Raw genomic sequence first — 19,118 nt, 5'->3', positions numbered from 1 at the left:
GCTCCTCAGGCCTCGGCGAGCGGTCCGTAGGCGTCGGGCCGGCGGTCGCGGTAGAACGCCCACTGCTGGCGGACCTCTTCGATCAGGCCGAGGTCGAGGTCGCGGACGACGAGCTCCTCCTCCTTGTCGGAGGCGACCTCGCCGACGAACTGGCCGCGCGGGTCGACGAAGTAGGAGGTGCCGTAGAAGTCGTTGTCGCCGTACTCCTCGGTGCCGACCCGGTTGATGGCGGCGACGAAGTACTCGTTGGCGACGGCGGCGGCGGGCTGTTCGAGCTGCCACAGGTAGCCGGACAGGCCGCGGCTGGTGGCGGAGGGGTTGTAGACGATCTGCGCCCCGGCCAGGCCCAGGGCGCGCCAGCCCTCGGGGAAGTGCCGGTCGTAGCAGATGTAGACGCCGACCCTGCCGACGGCGGTGTCGAAGACCGGCCAGCCGAGGTTGCCGGGCTTGAAGTAGTACTTCTCCCAGAAGCCCTTGACCTGCGGGATGTGGTGCTTGCGGTACTTGCCGAGGTAGCTGCCGTCCGCGTCGATCACCGCGGCGGTGTTGTAGTACACACCGGTCTGCTCCTCCTCGTAGACCGGTACGACGATCACCAGGCCGAGTTCGCGGGCGAGGTCCTGCATCCGGCGCACGGTCGGGCCGTCCGGCACTGCCTCGGCCCAGCGGTAGTGCTCGGCCTCCTGGACCTGACAGAAGTACGGGGCGTTGAAGACCTCCTGGAAGCCGATGATCTTCGCGCCCTGGGCGGCGGCCTCGCGGGCGTACCGCTCGTGGAGCGCGATCATGCTCTCCTGGTCGCCGGTCCAGCGGGTCTGGACGAGCGCGGCACGGACGATCTGCGACATGGGTACCTCCGCAACTCCGCGTCCCGGCCGTGCGGTCGGGCCCGCGGTCTGAGGGTTGACGGGGCGGGTCTCGCCTGCGGGTCCGCTCGGGGAACCACAGGGGTCTACGGGAAGGGTCTACGTGCGTAGAAAGCGATCTGTAGACGGTAGGCCGGGCCTCGGTGGCCTGACAATACGTCGGCGGTAACGCGTCTGGGGCGATCTCGTTACGCGGACACGCGAACGGTCCTGGGTGGGATGAAACGCTCATCTACCCCGTTGGTGACCTCCTTACTCATTCGAGTGAAAGCGGTCACCGGGGGTGCGGAATCGGCCACGGCAGGGTAAAACGCGCGTGGACGCTTCGACGGATCGTCATCTGACGGCGCTGCGGGGCGACTTCATGAGTCGGGCACGGGGATCGACGGTCGGCGGGGAGCCGAACGGGGGGTGGTGGGGATGGCAGCGGTGGGCGGGCACGAGGAGCGTACGGCGGACGCGCCGGACACGCCGGTGGCAGCGGCACCGGGGGCGAGCGCCGGCGGCGGCGCGGTGGGTCGGCCGCCGGCCCTGCCCGCCTGGGCGGGCCTGCTGCTCGCCCTCGGCGCGCTGCTGCCGCTCGCCCTCGGCCTTCTGCAGGCCTGCGGCCAGGCGCCGCACACCCGGCTGACCGCCCTGCAACTGGCCGGCTCCCGGGCGGCCGCCGAGGCGGTGGTCGGCGAGCACACCTCGGCGTACCTCGCGGCCCTGCGCGCCGAGCTCTGGCTGATCGGCGGCTACGGGCTGACGCTGGTGGCCGCGGCGCTGCTCGGCGGCTACGTGCTCGGGCACCGGCGCCGGGTCGGCCCGGCGCTGGCGGTCGGGGTCGCCGGGCTGCTCGCCGCGGGCTGCGACCTCGGCGCCAACCTCCTGCTGCGCCTCGGGCTCGACCACGGCGGCTCGGACACCCCGTTCACGGTGGCCGCGGCGCTGGCCACCGTCACCTGGCTGCTGCTCCTGCCCGCCGGCGTGACGGCGGCCGGCCTGCTGGCGGTGACGGCCGCCCGGGCCACCCGCGGGCTGCGCCCCGGGGCGGCGAAACCCGGCGACGACGCCGACCCCGACCGCCCGGCGCTGATACCGCCGTGGCCCGTGCTCACCCGGCACGGCAGGCTGCCGCACCACCGCCCGCCCCGGGAAGCACCGGTGGCCGACGCCCCCGGCACCCACGCCCACTGGCGGGACGCCGGCCGGGTGCCGCCCGGCCGCGAGCCCGCCGAACTGGGCTTCTGCGCCTCCGGCGGTGGCATCCGCTCGGCCTGCGTCACCCTCGGCGCGCTCCAGGCGCTGCGTCCGTGGCTGAAACGGGCCCGCTACCTGGTGTCCGTCTCCGGCGGCGGCTACACCGTGGGCGCGCTGCAGCTCGCCCTCAGCGACGCCGCGCCCGGCAGCCCGGTGCACTCCGCCTCGGGCCTGACGGCCGACACGGTGATGGCGCCCGGCTCCCCGGAGGAGGACCACCTCCGCCGGCACAGCAAGTACATCGCCGACGGCACCGGCGAGTGGCTGATCGCCCTCGGCACGCTGCTGCGCGGCGTGCTGTCCGCACTCACCCTGCTGCTGGCCGCCGTCCTGGTGCTCGGGCTCGGCCTCAGCCGCTTCTACCACGCCGTCCCGCTCACCGACCTGGACGCCCTGGCCGCCGCCGGCCTGCGCCACCCGGGCGCCGTGCCGGGCGCGTTGGCGTTCCGCACCCCCGCGCTGGCAGCCCTCGGCGCACTGCTCGCGGCTGCGGCCGGGTGCTGGCTGCTGTGGCTGCTGGCCTTCCCGCCGCTCGGCTGGCACGCGCTGCTGCCACGCGCGCTGCGTCGGCTCAACTACACCGCGCTCGCACTGGCCGGGCTGCTCGCCCTCGGCGTGCTGGCCGTGCCGGGGCTGGCCTGGGGCGCGGTCCGGCTCCAGCAGGCGCTGGCGGCCGGCCCGCAGCTGACCGGCGCCGGCCTCAGCCTCACCGTGGCGCTCAGCTACCTCGCCCTGCTGCTCGGCATACTCTGGCGCGACCGCCGGACGATCGGCCGGAGCGTGCGCGCGGCCGCCGGGGCGCTGCGCGGCGCGGGCCGGATCGGCGGCGGGCTGACCGCCAACCTCCCCCAGTACGTGGTGGTCTGGGCGGCCCTCGGCACCCTGACGGCTGGCGCTCTGCTGGCCCTCGGCTGGGCGGTCGCCACCGGCTACGCCTGGCCGACGGCCGTCCAGGTGCTGCTGCCGCTGGTGCTCGGCGCGGTCGGGCTCAACCTCGACCAGACGTGGATGAGCCTCCACCCGTTCTACCGGCTGCGCCTGGCCTCGGCGTTCGCGGTCCGCCGGGTGACCGAGGGTGGCCGCTCGCTGGCCCGCCGGTACGACTTCCACCGGGAGCAGACCTGGCTGAGCCACTACGCCGCCCGGCACCCCGACTTCCCCCAGGTGATCTTCTCGGCGGCGGCCAACCTGTCCGGCAACTCCCGTACACCGCCGGGCCGTCGGGCGGTGTCCTTCTCGCTCTCGTACGACTACGTGGGCGGCCCGGACGTCGGGTACGCGCGCACCGACCTGCTGGAGCGGCGCACCCGCCGGCACATCGCCCGGGACCTCACCGTGCAGTCCGCGATGGCCGTCTCCGGCGCCGCCTTCTCCTCCGCGATGGGCCGCCAGTCCCGGGTCTACCAGGGGCTGTTCGCCGTGACCAACGCCCGACTCGGGACGTGGCTGCCCAACCCGGCACAGCTCGGCCCGGCCTGGTCCGGCACACCCGACTGGCGCCGCCCCGGGCAGCCCGCCGTCCGCCGGCTCCCGTACCAACTGCGGGAGCTGACCGGCCGGTTCCCCGCCGACGACCGCTTCCTGCTCACCACCGACGGCGGGCACTACGAGAACCTCGGACTGGTCGAGCTGCTGCGGCACCGGGTGCGGACCGCGGTGAGCATCGACGCCAGCGGTGACTCCGGCTACGCCGCCAACCTCGCCTCCGCGATCACCCTGGCCCGCGAGGAACTCGGCGTCGTCATCACCCTGCACCAGCCGGAGCTGCTGATCCCGGGCAGTGCCACCGCCGGACGGGACGGATCCGCTCCGCCCCTGCACGGGCTGGCGGCCCAGCTCTCCGACCGGCTCTCGGCCTGCGGCGTGATCACCGGGGACATCCACTACCCGGCCCTCGACGGCGAGCCCGGCTCCGAGCGGCACGGCACGCTGATCGTCCTCCAGGCCGTGCTGACCGCCGACATGCCGTACGAACTGCAGTCCTACGCGGCGGCCAACCAGGCCTTCCCGAACGACGGCACCAGCGACCAGTGGTTCGACCACCAGCAGTTCGACGCCTACCAGACGCTCGGCCGCTACCTGGGCGAGCAGGCCGGTCCGGTGATCGAGCGCGCCCTCTCGACCGTCGCGGACGGCTCCGCCACAGCGGCGCCACCGGCACCGCCGGGACCGCGGGTCCCCGCCGAGGGCTGAGCCGGGAGGGGGTCGGGAGCCGAGCCGGGGCCGAAACAGTGGCCGGGCAGGCGGTCGAGCCAGTGGTCGGGCAGGCGGTCGGGCCAGTGGTCGGGCAGGCGGTCGGGCAGGCGGTCGGGCCGCTGGTTAACAGGGCGCAACAAGCGGCCGCCCCGGCTTGACTTCCTCCGACCCGCTCGGAAAGGATCCCTGCCATGGACTCCGGCACCACTCTGGTTTGCCGCCTGCACGTCGATCTGCGGCGCCAGGCGAGTTCCATCTGTGCCTGTTGACCTTGCTCCGCTCCGCCGGTTCCGCCCCGTGACCACCGCCAGGGCCCGTACCGCGCACCCGCATCCGCAGTCCTGAATCCCGCCCGCCCGGCGGCACCCGCGCGTGCCGTGCCGGTCGAGCCGGGTCGCTCCGCCGGCCCGCGCCCGCCACCGTCACCCCCACGCCGCAGCCCCGCCACCGGACCCGAGCGCCCCTGCCGACGTTCCCGCCGCACCCGAGGACGCCCCCATGAGCCTGGACCTGGTAGCCGAGACCCCGACCCCCACCACCGGGGAGCCACCCACCCCCGGGAAGCCACCCACCGCCGGGCGGGCCCGCGCCCCGTTCACCCCGAACACCCTGCGGAGCGTCGTCCGCGAGCTGGCCGAGCGGCCCGAACAGTGGATCCACCTGGTCCGGCTCTCCACCGAGGAGCGCTGGTACCAGCGCCTGGTGGCCGACGACGACCACGAGGTCTGGCTGATCAGCTGGCTGCCCGGCCAGTCCACCGGCTTCCACGACCACGGCGGTTCGCGCGGCGCGTTCACCGTCGCGCTCGGCGAGCTGGAGGAGCTGTCCCTCGGCGGCCCGGACCAGGGCCTCCTGATCCGCCGGGTCCCAGCCGGCACCGCCCGCGCCTTCGGCCCGGACTACGTGCACGACGTGCGCAACACCGCCTCGGGCCCGGCTGTCACACTGCACGCCTACTCGCCCCCGCTCAGCTCGATGGCGCACTACGACCTGCGGGCCGGCGGGCTCGTCCGCACCTCGGAGGAAGGACCGGAGCAATGGTGACCACGATCGACGACCTGGTGGAGCGGGCCCGCGAGGGCGTCCACCGTCCGCGCGCCCGGGAGGCGTACCAGGCCCAGCTGGAGGGCGCGCTGCTGGTGGACATCCGTCCGGCGGCGCAGCGGGCGGCCGAGGGCGGGATCCCCGGCTCGCTGATCATCGAGCGCAACGTCCTGGAGTGGCGGCTCGACCCGACGGGCAGTCACCGCATCCCCGAGGCCTCGGGCTACGACGTCGAGGTGATCGTGGTCTGCTCGGAGGGCTACGCCTCCAGTCTGGCCGCGGCCTCGCTGCGCGAGCTGGGGCTGCACCGGGCGACCGATCTGGACGGCGGGTTCGTCGGCTGGGCAGCCGCCGGACTGCCGACCCTCCAGGGCGGCTGAGCCGAGGTCACCTCCCGTGGCCCCGGCCGTCGAACCGACGGTCACACCGCGTGGCCCCGGCCGCCGAGCCGGGGTCACGCCGCGTGCCGGGCTGTAAATCAGGGACAGGAGATGATGCAGGTCATAGTCTGATCAGAGTTTCCGCCGGTCCGAAGCTGGGCAGCCACGCGGGCGGAAGAACGCCCGGGCGGTCAGACCGCCGTCAACCGAACCACCGAAAGACCGACCGACACAGGCGCCGCCTCCACCGGGCGCCCTGACGAGGAAACACTCCGTGATCAGATTCGAGGGCGCCGGCAAGCGCCACCCCGACGGCACCATCGCGGTCGAGGGACTGGACCTCGAGGTCCCGACCGGTCGGATAACCGTCCTGGTCGGACCCTCCGGCTGTGGCAAGACCACCCTGCTGCGCATGGTCAACCGGATGGTCGAGCCCACCTCGGGCCGCGTACTGCTGGACGGCGCCGACGTGGCGAAGCTGGAACCCGCCAAGCTGCGCCGCGGCATCGGCTACGTGATCCAGCAGGCGGGGCTCTTCCCGCACCGCAAGGTGATCGACAACATCGCCACCGTGCCCTACCTGCTCGGCTGGGACCGCAAGAAGGCCCGCGCCCGGGCCGCCGAACTGCTGGAACTCGTCGGCCTCGCCCCCGAGACCGCCAAGCGCTACCCGTTCCAACTGTCCGGCGGCCAGCAGCAGCGGGTCGGCGTGGCCCGGGCGCTGGCCGCCGACCCACCGGTGCTGCTGATGGACGAACCGTTCAGCGCCGTCGACCCGGTGGTGCGGGCCGGACTCCAGGACGAACTGCTGCGGCTGCAGTCCGAGCTGCACAAGACGGTGCTGTTCGTCACCCACGACATCGAGGAGGCCGTCCGCCTCGGCGACCAGGTCGTGGTGCTGCGGGAGCACGGCCGGATCGCCCAACTGGCCGACCCCCACACCCTGCTGACCTCCCCCGCCGACGACGGCGTGGCCGCCTTCCTCGGCCGCGACCGGGGCCTGCGCGGCCTCGGTCTGCGGCCCGCGAAGACCGTCCGACTGCACCCGCTCGCCGACGGATCCGGTTACGGCGGCTGGAAGTTGGCCCTGGACGACGAGCGCCGACCGATCGGCTGGATCGACCGCGGCACCGACGGCACCGAACTGCTGCCGGCCGCCGGCTTCCGCCCGGACACCGACACCCTGCGCGCCGCCTTGGACGCCGCCGTGCTCTCCCCCGCCGGGGTCGCGGTCGCGCTGGACGCCGACGGCCGGGCGATCGGCACCGCCGACCGCGAGGCCGTCCTCGGCGCGCTCACACCCGTCGGCGGCTCGATCGGCGGCGGGTCGATCGGCGGCGGGTCGATCGGCGGCGGGTCGATCGGCGACGGGTTTGCGGGCGCGGAGAAGGCCGTCAGCGTGGAGAAGCCCGTCGGCCTGGAGAAGCCCGTCGGCATCGATGAGCCGGACCGGACCGGACCGGCGGACGGAGCCCACGGTGGACGATGAACCGCTCGTCCGCTGGTACTGGATCGGCGACCACGTCGGATACCTGGGCAACCTGCTCGCCGACCACGCCGTGATCGCCCTGGTCCCAGTGCTCATCGGCCTCCTGCTGGCCGTCCCGCTCGGCCTGGCCTGCGCCCGCTTCCCCCGGCTGTACCAGCCGCTGTCCGCCGTCTTCAACATCGTCTACGCGTTGCCCTCGCTGGCCGTCTTCGTGGTGCTGATCCCGTACACCGGGCTCGCCACCCAGGCGACGGTGATGATCCCGCTCACCTTCTACGCCCTCGCCGTCCTGCTGCCGACCACCGTGGACGGGCTGCGCGCCGTCCCGGACTCCGTCCGGCAGGCCGCCACCGCGATGGGGTACGGGCCGTGGCACCGGCTGACCGCCGTCGAACTGCCCGCCGCCGTGCCGTACCTGATCGCCGGGCTTCGGGTCGCCGCGGTGTCCAGCATCTCGCTGGCCAGCGTCGGCGCGCTGATCGGGCGCGGCGGGCTGGGCTACCTGTTCATCGACGGATTCCAGCGCACCTTCCCGACCCCGATCGTGGCCGGCATCGTGCTGATCGCCGTGCTGGCGCTGGCCGTCGACCTACTGCTGGTGGCCGCCCGCCGGCTGCTCGCGCCCTGGGCCGTCCGGGAGCAGGGGGCGGGCTCGTGAACTGGCTGAACTGGCTGAGCGACTTCTTCTCCGACCCGGACCGCCGCAGCGGCCCGGACTCGATCGTGCACCGGGTCTCCGAGCACCTGCTGCTCTCCGGCGAGGCGCTGCTCTACGCGGCGCTGATCGCCGTCCCGCTCGGGCTGCTGATCGGCTACACCGGGCGTGGCGTCACCGTGGTCACCGCGCTCGCCGGGGCCGCCCGCGCACTGCCCACCCTCGGCCTGGTGACGCTCGCGGTGCTGCTGGCCGGGGTCGGCGACACCGCCGTGCTGTTCCCGCTGGTCGCCCTGGCCGCGCCGCCGCTGCTGGTGGCGGCCGTCGAGGGGGTGCGCGGCACCGACCCGGACGTCCGGGACGCCGCGCGCGGGATCGGGCTGACCCACCCGCAGGTGCTGTTCCAGGTCTGCCTGCCCTCCGCCGCGCCCACCCTGCTGGCTGGCTTCCGCACCGCGACCGTCCAGGTGATCGCGACCGCCACGGTGGCGGCCTACGTCGGACTGGGCGGCCTCGGCCGCTACGTCATCGACGGGCTGGCCACCCGGCAGTACGCGGTGACCGTGGGCGGCGCGCTGCTGGTGGTGCTGCTCGCGGTCGGCGCCCAGCTGTTCTTCGCCCTGCTCGCGCGGTTCGCACTCCCGCCCGGAGTGCGCGCCCAGCGCAAGGCCCGCTGAGGCACTCCCCTTCGCTTTCCTCTCCCATCCGCTCCGGAAGGACAACTGTCACCATGTCGACAATGCAGAGAAGCAGGCGCGCCGTCGTCCTCGGCACGCTCGCCGCGCTCGCCCTGGGCGCCACCGCCTGCGGCTCCTCCGCCAGCAGCAGCAACCCGCTCGGCGGCGGCCCGAGCGCCTCGGCCTCCGGGGCCGGTTCCGCCGCCACGGGAGGCGGCTCCGGCAGCGACTCCGGCGGCGGGACGGTGGTCGTCGGCTCGGCGAACTTCCCGGAGAACGTGCTGCTCGGCTCGATCTACTCGCAGGCGCTCAAGGCCAAGGGCGTCAAGGTCGAGGAGAAGTTCAACATCGGCAGCCGCGAGGTGCTCTACGGCCAGCTGCAGAGCGGCAACCTGACCGTCCTGCCCGAGTACAACGGCGCGCTGCTCGCCTACCTGGACGCCAAGAACACCGCCGTCACCACCCAGGACGTGAACGCGGCGCTGACCAAGGCGCTGCCCGCCTCGCTCGGGATCCTGGACTCCTCCCCCGCCGAGGACAAGGACTCGCTCAGCGTCTCCCAGGAGACGGCCGACAAGTACAACCTCAAGAGCGTCGCCGACCTGACGGCCAAGGCCGGCGAGTTCACCATCGGCGGCCCGCCGGAGTTCAAGTCCCGCCGCGAGCAGCAGTTCAAGGACGCCTACGGGCTGACCTTCAAGGAGTGGAAGCCCACCGCCGACACCACCGCGAACGCCCTCAAGGACGGCAGCATCCAGGTCGGCAACGTGTTCACCACCGACCCGAAGATCGTCCAGTACAAGCTCGTGCCGCTGAGCGACCCGAAGAACGTCTTCGGCGCGCAGAACGTCACCCCGCTGATCAACAAGGCGGGCGTGGACGCCACGGCGACGGCAGCGCTCAACGCGGTGTCGGCCAAGCTCGACACGACCGGGCTGACGGGGCTGATGAAGCGGGTCTCGGTCGACAAGGAGGACCCGTCGGCGGTGGCCAAGGACTGGCTGAAGGCCAACGGGCTCGGCTGACGACCGACGGCCGGACTGAGCGGCGACCGGCAACCGGCAACCGGCAACCGGCAACCGGACTGAACGACGGACGGACTGAACGACGGCCGGCGGTCGGAGTGGGCGGACAGCGGCATGGAGGCACTCCCTCCGGGCCGCCGTCCGCCGCACCGGGGCCCTCCGCCGGCCGGACGGGACCTTCCCTTCCGCGCCGCGAACATGACAGTGTGGCGCCATGCGCACTCGTCTCCTCGCCGCCTCCCTCACGGCACTCGCCGCGGTGAGCCTCGCTGCCTGCTCGAGCTCGGATTCGGGCTCGGCCTCGGGCAAGGGCACCGCCGCGGCCGGCTCCCCCACCGTCGCCGCCGCATCCGGCGCCCCCTCGGCCGGCTCGTCCACCCCGGCGCCCACGACGGCCGCACCGTCCGCGCCCGACGCCCCCGCCTCCGCTTCGGCTCCCGGCGCCGACGGCTCGGCCCCGGCCAAGCCCGCACCGCCGGCCGACGCCGGACTGCCCGGGAAGCCGGACGCCGACCTGACCGGCAAGGTGGTCGCGGCGCTGACCGCGATCGACCCTGCGATCGTCGGAGGCAAGCCCGACCAGGTGGTGGAGCAGGCCCGCAAGCAGTGCCAGGCGTTGTACCAGTACCCCAAGGACAAGGCGAAGTTGGCCGAACTGGCCGGCCAGAACTTCACCTCGCCCGAGCACCCGCAGGGCTTCGGGCCGGACACCGCCGCGAAGATCGACGACGCGCTGCGCGCCACCCTCTGCCCGCCGGCGCACTGACACCGCTCCACCCCTCCCCCCAACCGCCCGGTGTCCTGAGCTCCGGGCAGCCGTGGCCGCGCCCCGCCCGCCGGGTGCGCGGCCATCGGCGTCTCGATAGCCACCGGCGGCTCGGCGACCACCGCCCTTCGGTGAACGAGGCCGTCCGCTGACGAACTGTTAGCTCTCTTGACAGACCAGTGGTCTAGTCCAAACATAAGCATGTCGATCCGACCGGGATGCACTGTGGGGGTGTGACCACCGGCGGCTGAGGCACCGCCCTGCCCTGCTCCGCTCCACCCCCGCTCCGTACGGCGTGCGCACCTTCGCACCGTCGCCCGCCACCACGCGAGTCGGCGGGTTCCGCATGCCCCTGTGTCCGCACGAACCCCCGCATCGCCTCCCGCACCGAATGCCCCGGACCAGGCGCCCACGCGACCGACCCCACACGGCCGCCGACGCCCCGGGCCGTTGCGTTACTCCCCAACGTCCTGCCCCACCAAGTCTGTTGGAGAATCCATGCGTCTTCGCAGAACCCTCCAGGCCGCACTGACGGCCTGCGCCACCCTGGCCGCCTCGGCCGGTCTGGTCGCCGCCGGGACGGGCTCCGCCCAGGCCGCCACCCCGCTCCCCACCCGGGTCTTCGCGCCCTACTTCGAGTCCTGGACCGGCCAGAGCCCCGCCACCCTGGCCGCGCAGTCCGGCGCCAAGTACCTGACGATGGCCTTCCTGCAGGCCGCCACCAAGGGCTCCTGCACCCCGTACTGGAACGGCGACACCTCCAAGCCGGTCTCCTCGTCGACCTTCGGCGCCGACATCGCCACCATCCGCGCCAACGGCGGGGACGTGATCCCCTCCTTCGGCGGCTACACCGCCGACAACACCGGAACCGAACTGGCCGACAGCTGCACCGACGTCAACCAGATCGCGGCCGCCTACGAGAACCTGATCACCACCTACGACATCAGCCGGATCGACCTCGACATCGAGGACAACTCGCTGACCAACACGGCCGGCATCGACCGCCGCAACAAGGCGATCAAGGTCGTGCAGGACTGGGCCGGCGCCAACGGGCGCAGTGTCCAGTTCTCCTACACCCTGCCGACCACCACCAGCGGGCTCGCCGACAACGGCCTCGCGGTACTGCGGAACGCGGTCAGCAACAAGGCCCGGATCGACGTCGTCAACATGATGACCTTCGACTACTACGACGGCTCCACCCACGACATGGCGGCCGACACCCAGACCTCGGCGCAGGGCCTGTACGACCAGCTGACCCAGCTCTACCCGGCCAAGTCCCCGGCCCAGCTGTGGGGTTCGATCGGGATCACCGAGATGGTCGGCATCGACGACTACGGCGCGGCCGAGACCTTCACCGTGGCCAACGCCACCACCGTGTACAACTGGGCGGCGTCCAAGGGCATCAACACGCTCGCCTTCTGGGCGCTCCAGCGCGACAACGGCGGCTGCGTGGGCAAGGCCGGGGACGACTCCTGCTCGGGCATCGCCCAGAACACCTGGGACTTCACCCATGTGTTCGCGCCGTTCACCAGCGGCTCCACCGCGACCAACGACTTCTCGGTCGCGGTGAACCCGAACTCGGCCACCGTGAAAGCCGGCGCGTCCGCCTCGGCGGCCATCGCCACGACCGTCACGGCGGGCTCGGCACAGAGCGTCAACCTCTCGGTCAGCGGCGCCCCGGCCGGCGTCACCGCCACCGTCACCCCCGGCAGCGTCACCGCCGGCAACGGCGCCACCCTGAACATCGCCACCACCTCGGCCGCCGCGGCGGGCACCTACCCGCTGACCGTGACCGCCACCGGCCCCTCCGGCACCCACACCGCGACCTACTCGCTGACCGTCACCGGGACGACCCCGTCGACCAGCTTGGTCAACGGTGACCTGGAGACCGGCAATCTGGCCCCGTGGGCCTGCCAGACCGGCGGGGGCGTCGTTTCAACCCCGGTCCACGCCGGCTCTCACGCGCTGCAGGCCGCGGCCTCCTCGAGCCAGACCGGCGAGTGCGGCCAGACAGTCAAGCTGAAGCCCAACACCGTCTACACGCTGAGCGGTTGGGTACAGGGCAACTACGCCTACCTGGGCGTCAGCGGCGGTGCCACCGCCAGCACCTGGGCCAACGCCTCGGGCTGGACCAAGCTGTCCGTCCCCTTCACCACCGACGCCACCGGCAGCGTCACGGTGTACCTGCACGGCTGGTACGGGCAGGGCAGCGTGTACGGGGACGACTTCTCGATCGCCTGACGGCGGTGACGGAGAACGAGTAACGGAGAACAGGTAACAGACAACGGATGACAGCTGACAGATTTCATCATCTGTCAGCTGTCATCCGTTCGTCGTCAGTTGTCCGCCGCCGCCTCCCGCAGCCGCCCCGGCCGGCACAGCGCCACGTACGCCGCCAACGCCAGCAGCCCGCAACCCAGGACCACCAGCGCCAGCAGCGTCGCCGACGGCCGCCCGCCGATGCTGCTCAACGGTGCGACCACCGCACCGCACAGGAAGTTGCCCGTCCCCAGCAGCGCCGAGGCCGTCCCCGCCGTCTGCGGCTCGACCAGGCTCAGCGCCTGGGCCGCCGTGTTCGGCAGCACCACCCCGAGGCTGCCCATCAGCACGAACAGCGGCGGGCAGAACCCGGCCAGCCCGAAGTCCCACACCGTCGTCAGCAGCACCAGCGCCACCCCGGCCGCGACCGCCGTCCCGAGCCCGGCCAGCATCAGCGACCGCGCCGCGAAGCGCGGCGCCAGCACCCGCCCGTTCAGCTGGGTCATCACCACGATGGACAGCGAGTTCAGGCCGAACAGCAGGCTGTAGGTCTGCGGCGAGACCTGGTACACGTGCTGCAGCACCGTGGACGAGCCGCTGATGTAGCCGAACAGCGCGCCGAACGCCAGCGAACTCGTCAACGCCAGTCCCAGGAAGGGCAGATGGCGCAGCAGTCGGCCGATGGTCCGCAGCGCGACGCCGACCCCGCCGCCCACCCGGGCCTGCGGCGGCAGGGTCTCGCGCAGCGCGCCGAAGGCGGCCAGGGTGAGCAGCAGCCCGAGCGCGGTGAGCGCCCCGAAGGTGCCGCGCCAGGAGGTGAAGCGCATCAGCTGCGCCCCGACCACCGGCGCGAGGATCGGTGCCAGCCCGGATATCAGCGCGATCGAGGCGAGGAAGCGCAGCATCGCGACTCCCTGGAAGCGGTCCCGGGCGACGGCGCGTCCGATGACCAGTCCCGCCGATCCGGCGACGCCCTGGACGAAGCGGGCCGCGATCAGCACCGGGAGGTTCGGCGCGAACACGCACACCACGCTGGACAGGGTGTAGACGACCAGTCCGGCGAGCAGCGGCGGGCGGCGCCCGAAGCGGTCGCTGAGCGGTCCGAAGAGCAGCTGCCCGGCCGCGACCCCGAGCATCGAGAAGGTCAGGGTGAGCTGGACGGCCGCCGGTTCGGCCGCCAGGTCGTCGGCGATCGCGGGCAGGCCGGGCAGGTAGAGGTCGGTGGTCAGCGGGCCGAGCGCGGTGAGACCGCCGAGGACGGCGATGGTGGCCCGGCCGGCACCGGTCTTCGGGCCGACGGCCGGTGACGTGCCGGTTGCTGGGGCGGGAGCGGTCGACGTGTCGTCGGTCGGACCGACGGTCGGGCCGGGCATGGCTCTCCTAACGGACGCGGTGACTCGGGTTCGTTCGCGATCCGTCCTATCGCAGCCCGGCGGACGTGACGACGGCAGGGGTGCACCGGGACGGATCCGCCCACCGGCCGATCCACAGCACGCGCACGACGACGGCCCGCCCGCACCTTCCGGTGCCCGGCGGGCCGTTCGTTCCCTGGTCAGGACGGCTGATCCGGGATCAGCGCCCGGTCAGCACCCTCAGTGCTTGGCGACGTGCTCGGCGCGGAGAGCCGCCTGCAGCGCCGCGCCGTCCTGCCACGCGTAGAGCTGGTTGCCGGTGAGCGTCACATTGTAGTGCCCGCAGGTGCCGGTGGCCTTGTCCGCGACGCCCTCCGGGAACCAGCCCGCCTTGAGCGAGACCGGCACCGGGTGCGGGCCCTTGCCCGGCACCCCGGTGTGGCAGCCGACGGGCAGTCGACCCTCGGGGAGGGTGGCCCGCAGCAGCCGGTCGTCACCCGTGGTGGACATCACGTACTTGACCGAGGAGGCGTTGTCGGGCAGCCAGGCGGGCATCGAGCGGCGGTCGGCCTTGGCCTGCGAGCCGCTGTCGTACGAGACCTGCTCCTGGTGGCGCCCGTCGTACCACTCGGACACCCGTGGGCCGATTGCCACGGCTACCACGGCGACGGCCATGCCGGTGCCCGCGACTCCCAGCGCGACCTTGCTCACGATGCCCTTCATGCCTGACTGCCCTCTCCGTGTACGTCGCTGATGCTTCCGGTCGTCCGCTGGGTCCGGTGCGTCCGGGACCGTGGCCGGTCCGTCCGTGACCCGTCCGGGCCGAGCATTCCGCCGGCCGGGTGTATCCATGGTGGCCCGGGCCGTCCTGCCCGAGCGTCACCACCAGGTCGCGATCTTGCATCCAACCCACGGGGTACGGTCTCCACCTTGAGGCGTACGTCCATGGGCCCGGTCCCGGACGTACGTGCCTTGCGGCGCTCCGGCTACCACGCCGGGTTCGCGTACCTCCCGCGCCCCGATCGAGCCTGACTCAAGCGGGGTTCCACCGCAGCCCGGCCTGCTGCACCCGGGGCATGACGCGGAGTCGGGTGACGCGTCAGACCGCGGCGGGGACCGGCCGGGCGACGGGGAAGGGGCGCCCGTCGAGGGTCCAGTGCGGGTCGATCGGGCGCAGCAGCGAGGCGTACACCTGGGCGGCGACGTCGGGGTGGCGGATCTCGCCGGTCGGCGGGCCGGCCGGGATGCCGTGCCCGGCGCAGGCGACCCAGGCGGTGCGCTCCTCGACCGTACGGCCGCCGTGGCCGCCGGCGTCGACGTGCCCGTGGTCGGTGACCACGATGACGGTCCACTGCTCCTCGGCGTAGCCCTCCCGGCCGCGGACGGCGTCCAGCAGACGGCCGAGGCGCTCGTCGGCGGTGCGCATCGAGGCGCGGTACTCCTCGCCGCAGCCGAGGAAGTGGGCGGTCTCGTCCACCGCGCCGAGGTAGACGAAGGAGGCCTCGGGGTCGGCGGTGCCGAGGACGTGGACGGCCTCCCGGGTGACCTCCTCGTCGACGGCCTCCCAGGCCTCGGGGGTGTCCTCGGCCGGGGCCACGTATGAGAGCCGGCCGGGGGCTCGGAACAGCGGGCCGCCGGACTCGTTGATCATCAGCGGGTCCCAGCCGGCCGCGACGAAGGTGCGGCGGCGGTCGCCGCGGTTGAGGCGGGTGGCGAAGTCGGGGAAGACGTCCAGCCGGTTGCCGCCCAGGTGGTTGCCCCAGACGCCGTGCTTGGCGGGCTCGACGCCGGTCACGATGGTGGCCCAGCAGGGGCCGGACATGGTGGGCGTGGAGTCCGCGACCGTCACCGGCACCAGGAACCCGGCCTCGGCGACCTCCTGGAGGCGCGGCATCGGCACCTGCGCCAGGTAGTCATGGCGGACTCCGTCGATCCCGATCACGAGGACGCGGGGGCGGGGCCACTGGGCTGCGGACATGGTGGAGCTTCCTTTCGGTCGTGCACACCCGGCCGCGCCCGCCGAGGACGCCGCCGACCGCGCCATGCTTCACGGCCCGCCGTACCGCGCGGCGTCGGGCCGTCCAACGGCGGGTGTCCGGAAGGTGTCGGGAGGTTGCCGGGAGCGTCGAGAGGTCTCCGGTGTCGGGAGCCTATGCGGCGTCGGGAGTTTCTGCGGCGCCCGGCGCCCGTCCGTCAGCCGGTCGCCCGGACGAAGCGGCGGTCCGGGTCGGCGAGTACGGCGGCCGGGCCCGCCGCACGCAGCACGACGTCCAGGACGCGGTCCGGGTCGGCGGCGTAGCAGTTCGCGAACCAGGGCAGGTTGGCCTCGACCACGGCCCAGTGCTCGGCCGGGTCGTACGGGTCGGCGATCGGGCCGACGTCCAGGGCTACGGCGCTGGGCAGGGTGTCCCCGACGGCGTCCAGCAGCCGGCGGGCGAAGGCTGTGGCCGCGGCGGTGAGCGGCGCCGGGTCGAGCCGGCCGAAGCGGGCGTACCGGCTACCGGTGAGCACCTCGCCGTCGCGCAGGAACAGCCGGTATTCGGCGGCGAAGGTCACCGGCTCGCTGACCAGCACGGGGGTGTCCGGGCCGATCCGCTCGCCGGTGCGGGGCAGCCGGGAGCCGTCCGGGTAGACCGCGGGCGGGATCGACTTGTCGGCCGGCGGCTTGACGAAGACCGGGTGGCGCAGCGTCCAGGCCTCGGCCAGGGTGGTCAGTTCGATCCGACGGCGGGTGAACTCCTCGGGGAGCCGAGCGAGCCAGTCGTCCTCGGGTTCCAGCAGCGCCAGCCCCAACGGTCCGGCGATCCGGGCGGCGGCGAGCGGCCCGCCGTACCAGTGGACTGGCCGCCCGGCGAACCGTCCGACCTGCTCCGGGCCGGACAGCACGGCGGTGGCCAGGCCCCGGCGGGCGGCGGCCGCGGTGAGCAGGGTGGTGGTGCCGGTGGGCTGGGCGGAGGTGAGCAGGACGGCATCGGGCATTGCAGGGTCGGGCACCACGGCTGTGGCTGTCACGGCTGCGGTTGTCACGGCTGCGGCCGGAACTCGTGGACGACCTCGATGCGGCCGACGATGTGCTGGTTGAACTCGGCCAACTCCTCGGCCGGCACCCAGAGTTCGAGGATCGTCCGGCCGCCGGCCCGCTGCACCGGATAGCGGGCGAGGAAGTCCGTCTCCACCTCGAAGCGGGTGACGTACCCGACGCCGGAGGCCGGCACGTTCCAGTCGCGGGCGATCCGGATCGCGTAGTCCTCGTTCAGCACGGGGTAGAAGATCGGCTGCTCGGGCAGCCGGGGCGGCCAGGCGCGCCGATCGGCGGCCTCGACCAGGGCCAGTTCCTCCGGGCCGGTGGGGCGCCAGAGGGTGGTGGTCGGGGACTGCTGAACGGGCTGGTTGGTCATGCCGGGGACGGTAGCCGGGCCGCGACGGGCCCGGCCACCGGTTTTCGCAGCTCCGGGTGGCAGCGGACGGCCCGTCAGCGGTAGGCGGACTCACCGGTGATGGCCTCGCCGAGGACCAGGGTGTGGATCTCGCTGGTGCCCTCGTAAGTGAGCACCGACTCCAGGTTGTTGGCGTGCCGCAGCACCGGGTACTCGGTGGTGATGCCGTTGGCCCCGAGGACGGTCCGGGCGCTGCGCGCGATCTCCAGCGCACTGCGGACGTTGTTGAGCTTGCCGAAGCTGATGTGCGCCGGGCGGGCCGCGCCCTGCTCCTTCAGCCGGCCGATCCGCAGGGCCACCAGGTACGCCTTCTCGACTTCCAGCATCATCTCGACCAGCTTCTGCTGGGTCAGCTGGAAGCCGGCGATCGGACGGTCGAACTGGATCCGGCTCTTCGCGTAGTCCAGGGCAGCGGTGTAGCAGTCGCGGGCGGCGCCGACGGTGCCCCAGAGGATGCCGTAGCGGGCCTCGCCGAGGGAGGACAGCGGCCCGCGCAGACCGGTGACGCCGGGCAGCACCGCATCGGCCGGCAGCACCACCTCGTCGAAGGCCAACTCGCTGGTGACGGAGGCGCGCAGGGAGAGTTTGCCGTGCACGTCGGTCGCCGTCAGGCCGCGGGTGCCGCGCTCGACCAGGAAGCCGCGCACCCCCTCCTCGGTCTGCGCCCAGACCACGGCGACGTCCGAGATGCTGCCGTTGGTGATCCACATCTTGCTGCCGGACAGCACCCAGTCGCCGCCCTTGCGCACCGCCCGGGTGCGCATGTTCGCCGGGTCCGAGCCGAAGTCGGGCTCGGTGAGGCCGAAGCAGCCGATCAGCTCACCGGCCGCCATGCCGGGCAACCAGCGCTGCTTCTGCTCCTCGGAGCCGAAGGCGTGGATCGAGCGCATCGCGAGCGAGCCCTGGACCGAGACGAAGCTGCGCAGCCCCGAGTCGGCCGCCTCCAACTCCATGCAGGCGACCCCGTACGCCACGGCGCCGGCGCCCGCGCAGCCGTAGCCGTCGAGGTGCATGCCGAGCACGCCGAGGGCACCGAGCTCGGGGGCGAGTTCACGGGCCGGGAAGACACCGCGCTCGAACCATTCGCCGATGTGCGGGCGGATCCGCTCCTCGGTGAACCGGCGGACGGTGTCACGGATCAGCCGCTCCTCGTCGGAGAGGAGGTCGCCGACCGCGAGCAGGTCGGACGGGTCGATCCGGGTCGGCTTCGTCATTGAAGCTCCTTGTAGTCTCGGCGGGACACCGGCGAGTATTCCGTAACCCGCCCGGCCTCGGGCCGACGGGAACGCGTGAGGAACACGACATGTCCAGCACGGCGCCGGACTACGCGACCGGCCCGAGCGAACACGGAAGGGGGAGGCGGAGCATGACGCGTTGGGCGCTGGTCGTCGAGGAGACGGTGGGCATCGGCAGGGACCGGACCTGGGGCAGCAAGGTGCTCGGCGAGGTCGAGGGCACCCGCGAGGAGGCCGTCGCGGAGCTGCGGCGCATCGTCCCGACCTACACCCCGGACCATCCGATGAGCAGCCGGCGGAAGACGCTGCTCCGGGACGGGGACACCTTCCTGCTGATCCTCCAGGGGAGCATGCGCGACTACCACTGCGTGTTCAAGGTGTGGGAGCTGCTGTGGGACAGCAAGCGGCCGGAGATCCAGGCGGAGCGGTCGGCGACGGACGGCTGACGGCGAGCGGCTGACGGCTGACGGCTGACGGCTGACGGACAACAGCGAA

The 19,118-nt window shown here is 73.0% G+C and carries 18 protein-coding genes; 11 read left to right on the top strand and 7 right to left on the bottom strand.

What is annotated here, in order from left to right; genetic code table 11:
* Positions 1-5: 5 nt before the first annotated feature.
* Positions 6-848: a nitrilase-related carbon-nitrogen hydrolase gene (locus tag ACFWIS_RS10025; protein WP_380451065.1), complete on the bottom strand. Its 843-nt coding sequence runs from the start codon at positions 846-848 to the stop codon at positions 6-8.
* A 438-nt stretch (positions 849-1,286) separates the two neighbouring features.
* Between ACFWIS_RS10025 and ACFWIS_RS10020 the strand changes: the two genes are divergently transcribed.
* The 10 genes from ACFWIS_RS10020 to ACFWIS_RS09975 all read left to right on the top strand — a co-directional run bounded on the left by ACFWIS_RS10020 (position 1,287) and on the right by ACFWIS_RS09975 (position 12,581).
* Entirely contained in the window at positions 1,287-4,301 is a 3,015-nt protein-coding gene (locus ACFWIS_RS10020; protein ID WP_380451067.1) for a hypothetical protein, read from the top strand.
* A 194-nt stretch (positions 4,302-4,495) separates the two neighbouring features.
* Entirely contained in the window at positions 4,496-4,573 is a 78-nt protein-coding gene (locus tag ACFWIS_RS10015) for a putative leader peptide (protein WP_101948289.1), read from the top strand.
* Positions 4,574-4,802: 229 nt separating this feature from the next.
* Positions 4,803-5,348, top strand: a complete 546-nt coding sequence (locus tag ACFWIS_RS10010; protein WP_380451069.1) for a cysteine dioxygenase — start codon at positions 4,803-4,805, stop codon at positions 5,346-5,348.
* Complete coding sequence (locus ACFWIS_RS10005) at positions 5,342-5,728, top strand: rhodanese-like domain-containing protein (RefSeq protein ID WP_380451071.1); 387 nt, start codon at positions 5,342-5,344, stop codon at positions 5,726-5,728. Before ACFWIS_RS10010 ends, ACFWIS_RS10005 begins: the two co-directional genes overlap by 7 nt.
* 274 nt (positions 5,729-6,002) lie before the next feature.
* Entirely contained in the window at positions 6,003-7,217 is a 1,215-nt protein-coding gene (locus ACFWIS_RS10000) for an ABC transporter ATP-binding protein (protein ID WP_380451072.1), read from the top strand.
* On the top strand, positions 7,207-7,875 hold the full coding sequence (locus tag ACFWIS_RS09995) for an ABC transporter permease (protein ID WP_380451074.1): 669 nt from the start codon (positions 7,207-7,209) through the stop codon (positions 7,873-7,875). The genes ACFWIS_RS10000 and ACFWIS_RS09995 overlap by 11 nt, the downstream gene beginning before the upstream one ends.
* Positions 7,872-8,549: an ABC transporter permease gene (locus tag ACFWIS_RS09990; protein WP_380451076.1), complete on the top strand. Its 678-nt coding sequence runs from the start codon at positions 7,872-7,874 to the stop codon at positions 8,547-8,549. The genes ACFWIS_RS09995 and ACFWIS_RS09990 overlap by 4 nt, the downstream gene beginning before the upstream one ends.
* 62 nt (positions 8,550-8,611) lie before the next feature.
* Positions 8,612-9,574, top strand: coding sequence for an ABC transporter substrate-binding protein (locus ACFWIS_RS09985; protein WP_380451077.1), 963 nt, complete (start codon positions 8,612-8,614; stop codon positions 9,572-9,574).
* 214 nt (positions 9,575-9,788) lie between these two features.
* Positions 9,789-10,340 carry a hypothetical protein gene (locus ACFWIS_RS09980; protein ID WP_380451079.1) on the top strand — a complete coding sequence of 184 codons (552 nt, stop codon included), beginning with the start codon at positions 9,789-9,791 and terminating at the stop codon, positions 10,338-10,340.
* Positions 10,341-10,838: 498 nt separating this feature from the next.
* The gene (locus ACFWIS_RS09975; RefSeq protein ID WP_380451081.1) at positions 10,839-12,581 is read left to right on the top strand and encodes a glycosyl hydrolase family 18 protein; all 1,743 of its coding nucleotides are present in this window, start codon (positions 10,839-10,841) and stop codon (positions 12,579-12,581) included.
* Between the two features lie 95 nt (positions 12,582-12,676).
* Here the strand turns inward: ACFWIS_RS09975 and ACFWIS_RS09970 are convergent, their stop codons facing one another.
* From ACFWIS_RS09970 to ACFWIS_RS09945, 6 genes are all read right to left on the bottom strand, one after another.
* Complete coding sequence (locus ACFWIS_RS09970; protein ID WP_380451083.1) at positions 12,677-13,972, bottom strand: multidrug effflux MFS transporter; 1,296 nt, start codon at positions 13,970-13,972, stop codon at positions 12,677-12,679.
* 219 nt (positions 13,973-14,191) lie between these two features.
* On the bottom strand, positions 14,192-14,674 hold the full coding sequence (locus ACFWIS_RS09965; RefSeq protein ID WP_380451084.1) for a hypothetical protein: 483 nt from the start codon (positions 14,672-14,674) through the stop codon (positions 14,192-14,194).
* Between the two features lie 376 nt (positions 14,675-15,050).
* Complete coding sequence (locus ACFWIS_RS09960) at positions 15,051-15,929, bottom strand: alkaline phosphatase family protein (protein WP_380451086.1); 879 nt, start codon at positions 15,927-15,929, stop codon at positions 15,051-15,053.
* Positions 15,930-16,144: 215 nt separating this feature from the next.
* Complete coding sequence (locus ACFWIS_RS09955; RefSeq protein ID WP_380451175.1) at positions 16,145-16,930, bottom strand: ATP-grasp domain-containing protein; 786 nt, start codon at positions 16,928-16,930, stop codon at positions 16,145-16,147.
* Between the two features lie 44 nt (positions 16,931-16,974).
* The gene (locus ACFWIS_RS09950) at positions 16,975-17,349 is read right to left on the bottom strand and encodes an ADP-ribosylation/crystallin J1 (protein ID WP_380451088.1); all 375 of its coding nucleotides are present in this window, start codon (positions 17,347-17,349) and stop codon (positions 16,975-16,977) included.
* A gap of 74 nt (positions 17,350-17,423) precedes the next feature.
* Complete coding sequence (locus tag ACFWIS_RS09945) at positions 17,424-18,602, bottom strand: acyl-CoA dehydrogenase family protein (RefSeq protein ID WP_380451090.1); 1,179 nt, start codon at positions 18,600-18,602, stop codon at positions 17,424-17,426.
* A gap of 152 nt (positions 18,603-18,754) precedes the next feature.
* Here ACFWIS_RS09945 and ACFWIS_RS09940 point away from each other — a divergent pair, with 152 nt between their 5' ends.
* Positions 18,755-19,069 carry a hypothetical protein gene (locus ACFWIS_RS09940; protein ID WP_380451092.1) on the top strand — a complete coding sequence of 105 codons (315 nt, stop codon included), beginning with the start codon at positions 18,755-18,757 and terminating at the stop codon, positions 19,067-19,069.
* Positions 19,070-19,118: the final 49 nt, after the last annotated feature.

It is taken from the genome of Kitasatospora sp. NPDC127060 (genome assembly GCF_042724935.1).
Classification (GTDB): Bacteria; Actinomycetota; Actinomycetes; order Streptomycetales; family Streptomycetaceae; genus Kitasatospora.
Note: the sequence above shows the minus strand (reverse complement) of the source record. Positions and strands in the feature narration are given on the sequence as shown.

Coding starts and splice junctions, on each gene's coding strand:
- ACFWIS_RS10025 (WP_380451065.1), bottom strand. CDS start 848: ATGTCGCAGATCGTCCGTGCCGCGCTCGTCCAGACCCGCTGGACCGGC.
- ACFWIS_RS10020 (WP_380451067.1), top strand. CDS start 1,287: ATGGCAGCGGTGGGCGGGCACGAGGAGCGTACGGCGGACGCGCCGGAC.
- ACFWIS_RS10015 (WP_101948289.1), top strand. CDS start 4,496: ATGGACTCCGGCACCACTCTGGTTTGCCGCCTGCACGTCGATCTGCGG.
- ACFWIS_RS10010 (WP_380451069.1), top strand. CDS start 4,803: ATGAGCCTGGACCTGGTAGCCGAGACCCCGACCCCCACCACCGGGGAG.
- ACFWIS_RS10005 (WP_380451071.1), top strand. CDS start 5,342: ATGGTGACCACGATCGACGACCTGGTGGAGCGGGCCCGCGAGGGCGTC.
- ACFWIS_RS09985 (WP_380451077.1), top strand. CDS start 8,612: ATGCAGAGAAGCAGGCGCGCCGTCGTCCTCGGCACGCTCGCCGCGCTC.
- ACFWIS_RS09980 (WP_380451079.1), top strand. CDS start 9,789: ATGCGCACTCGTCTCCTCGCCGCCTCCCTCACGGCACTCGCCGCGGTG.
- ACFWIS_RS09975 (WP_380451081.1), top strand. CDS start 10,839: ATGCGTCTTCGCAGAACCCTCCAGGCCGCACTGACGGCCTGCGCCACC.
- ACFWIS_RS09970 (WP_380451083.1), bottom strand. CDS start 13,972: ATGCCCGGCCCGACCGTCGGTCCGACCGACGACACGTCGACCGCTCCC.
- ACFWIS_RS09965 (WP_380451084.1), bottom strand. CDS start 14,674: ATGAAGGGCATCGTGAGCAAGGTCGCGCTGGGAGTCGCGGGCACCGGC.
- ACFWIS_RS09960 (WP_380451086.1), bottom strand. CDS start 15,929: ATGTCCGCAGCCCAGTGGCCCCGCCCCCGCGTCCTCGTGATCGGGATC.
- ACFWIS_RS09955 (WP_380451175.1), bottom strand. CDS start 16,930: ATGCCCGATGCCGTCCTGCTCACCTCCGCCCAGCCCACCGGCACCACC.
- ACFWIS_RS09950 (WP_380451088.1), bottom strand. CDS start 17,349: ATGACCAACCAGCCCGTTCAGCAGTCCCCGACCACCACCCTCTGGCGC.
- ACFWIS_RS09945 (WP_380451090.1), bottom strand. CDS start 18,602: ATGACGAAGCCGACCCGGATCGACCCGTCCGACCTGCTCGCGGTCGGC.
- ACFWIS_RS09940 (WP_380451092.1), top strand. CDS start 18,755: ATGACGCGTTGGGCGCTGGTCGTCGAGGAGACGGTGGGCATCGGCAGG.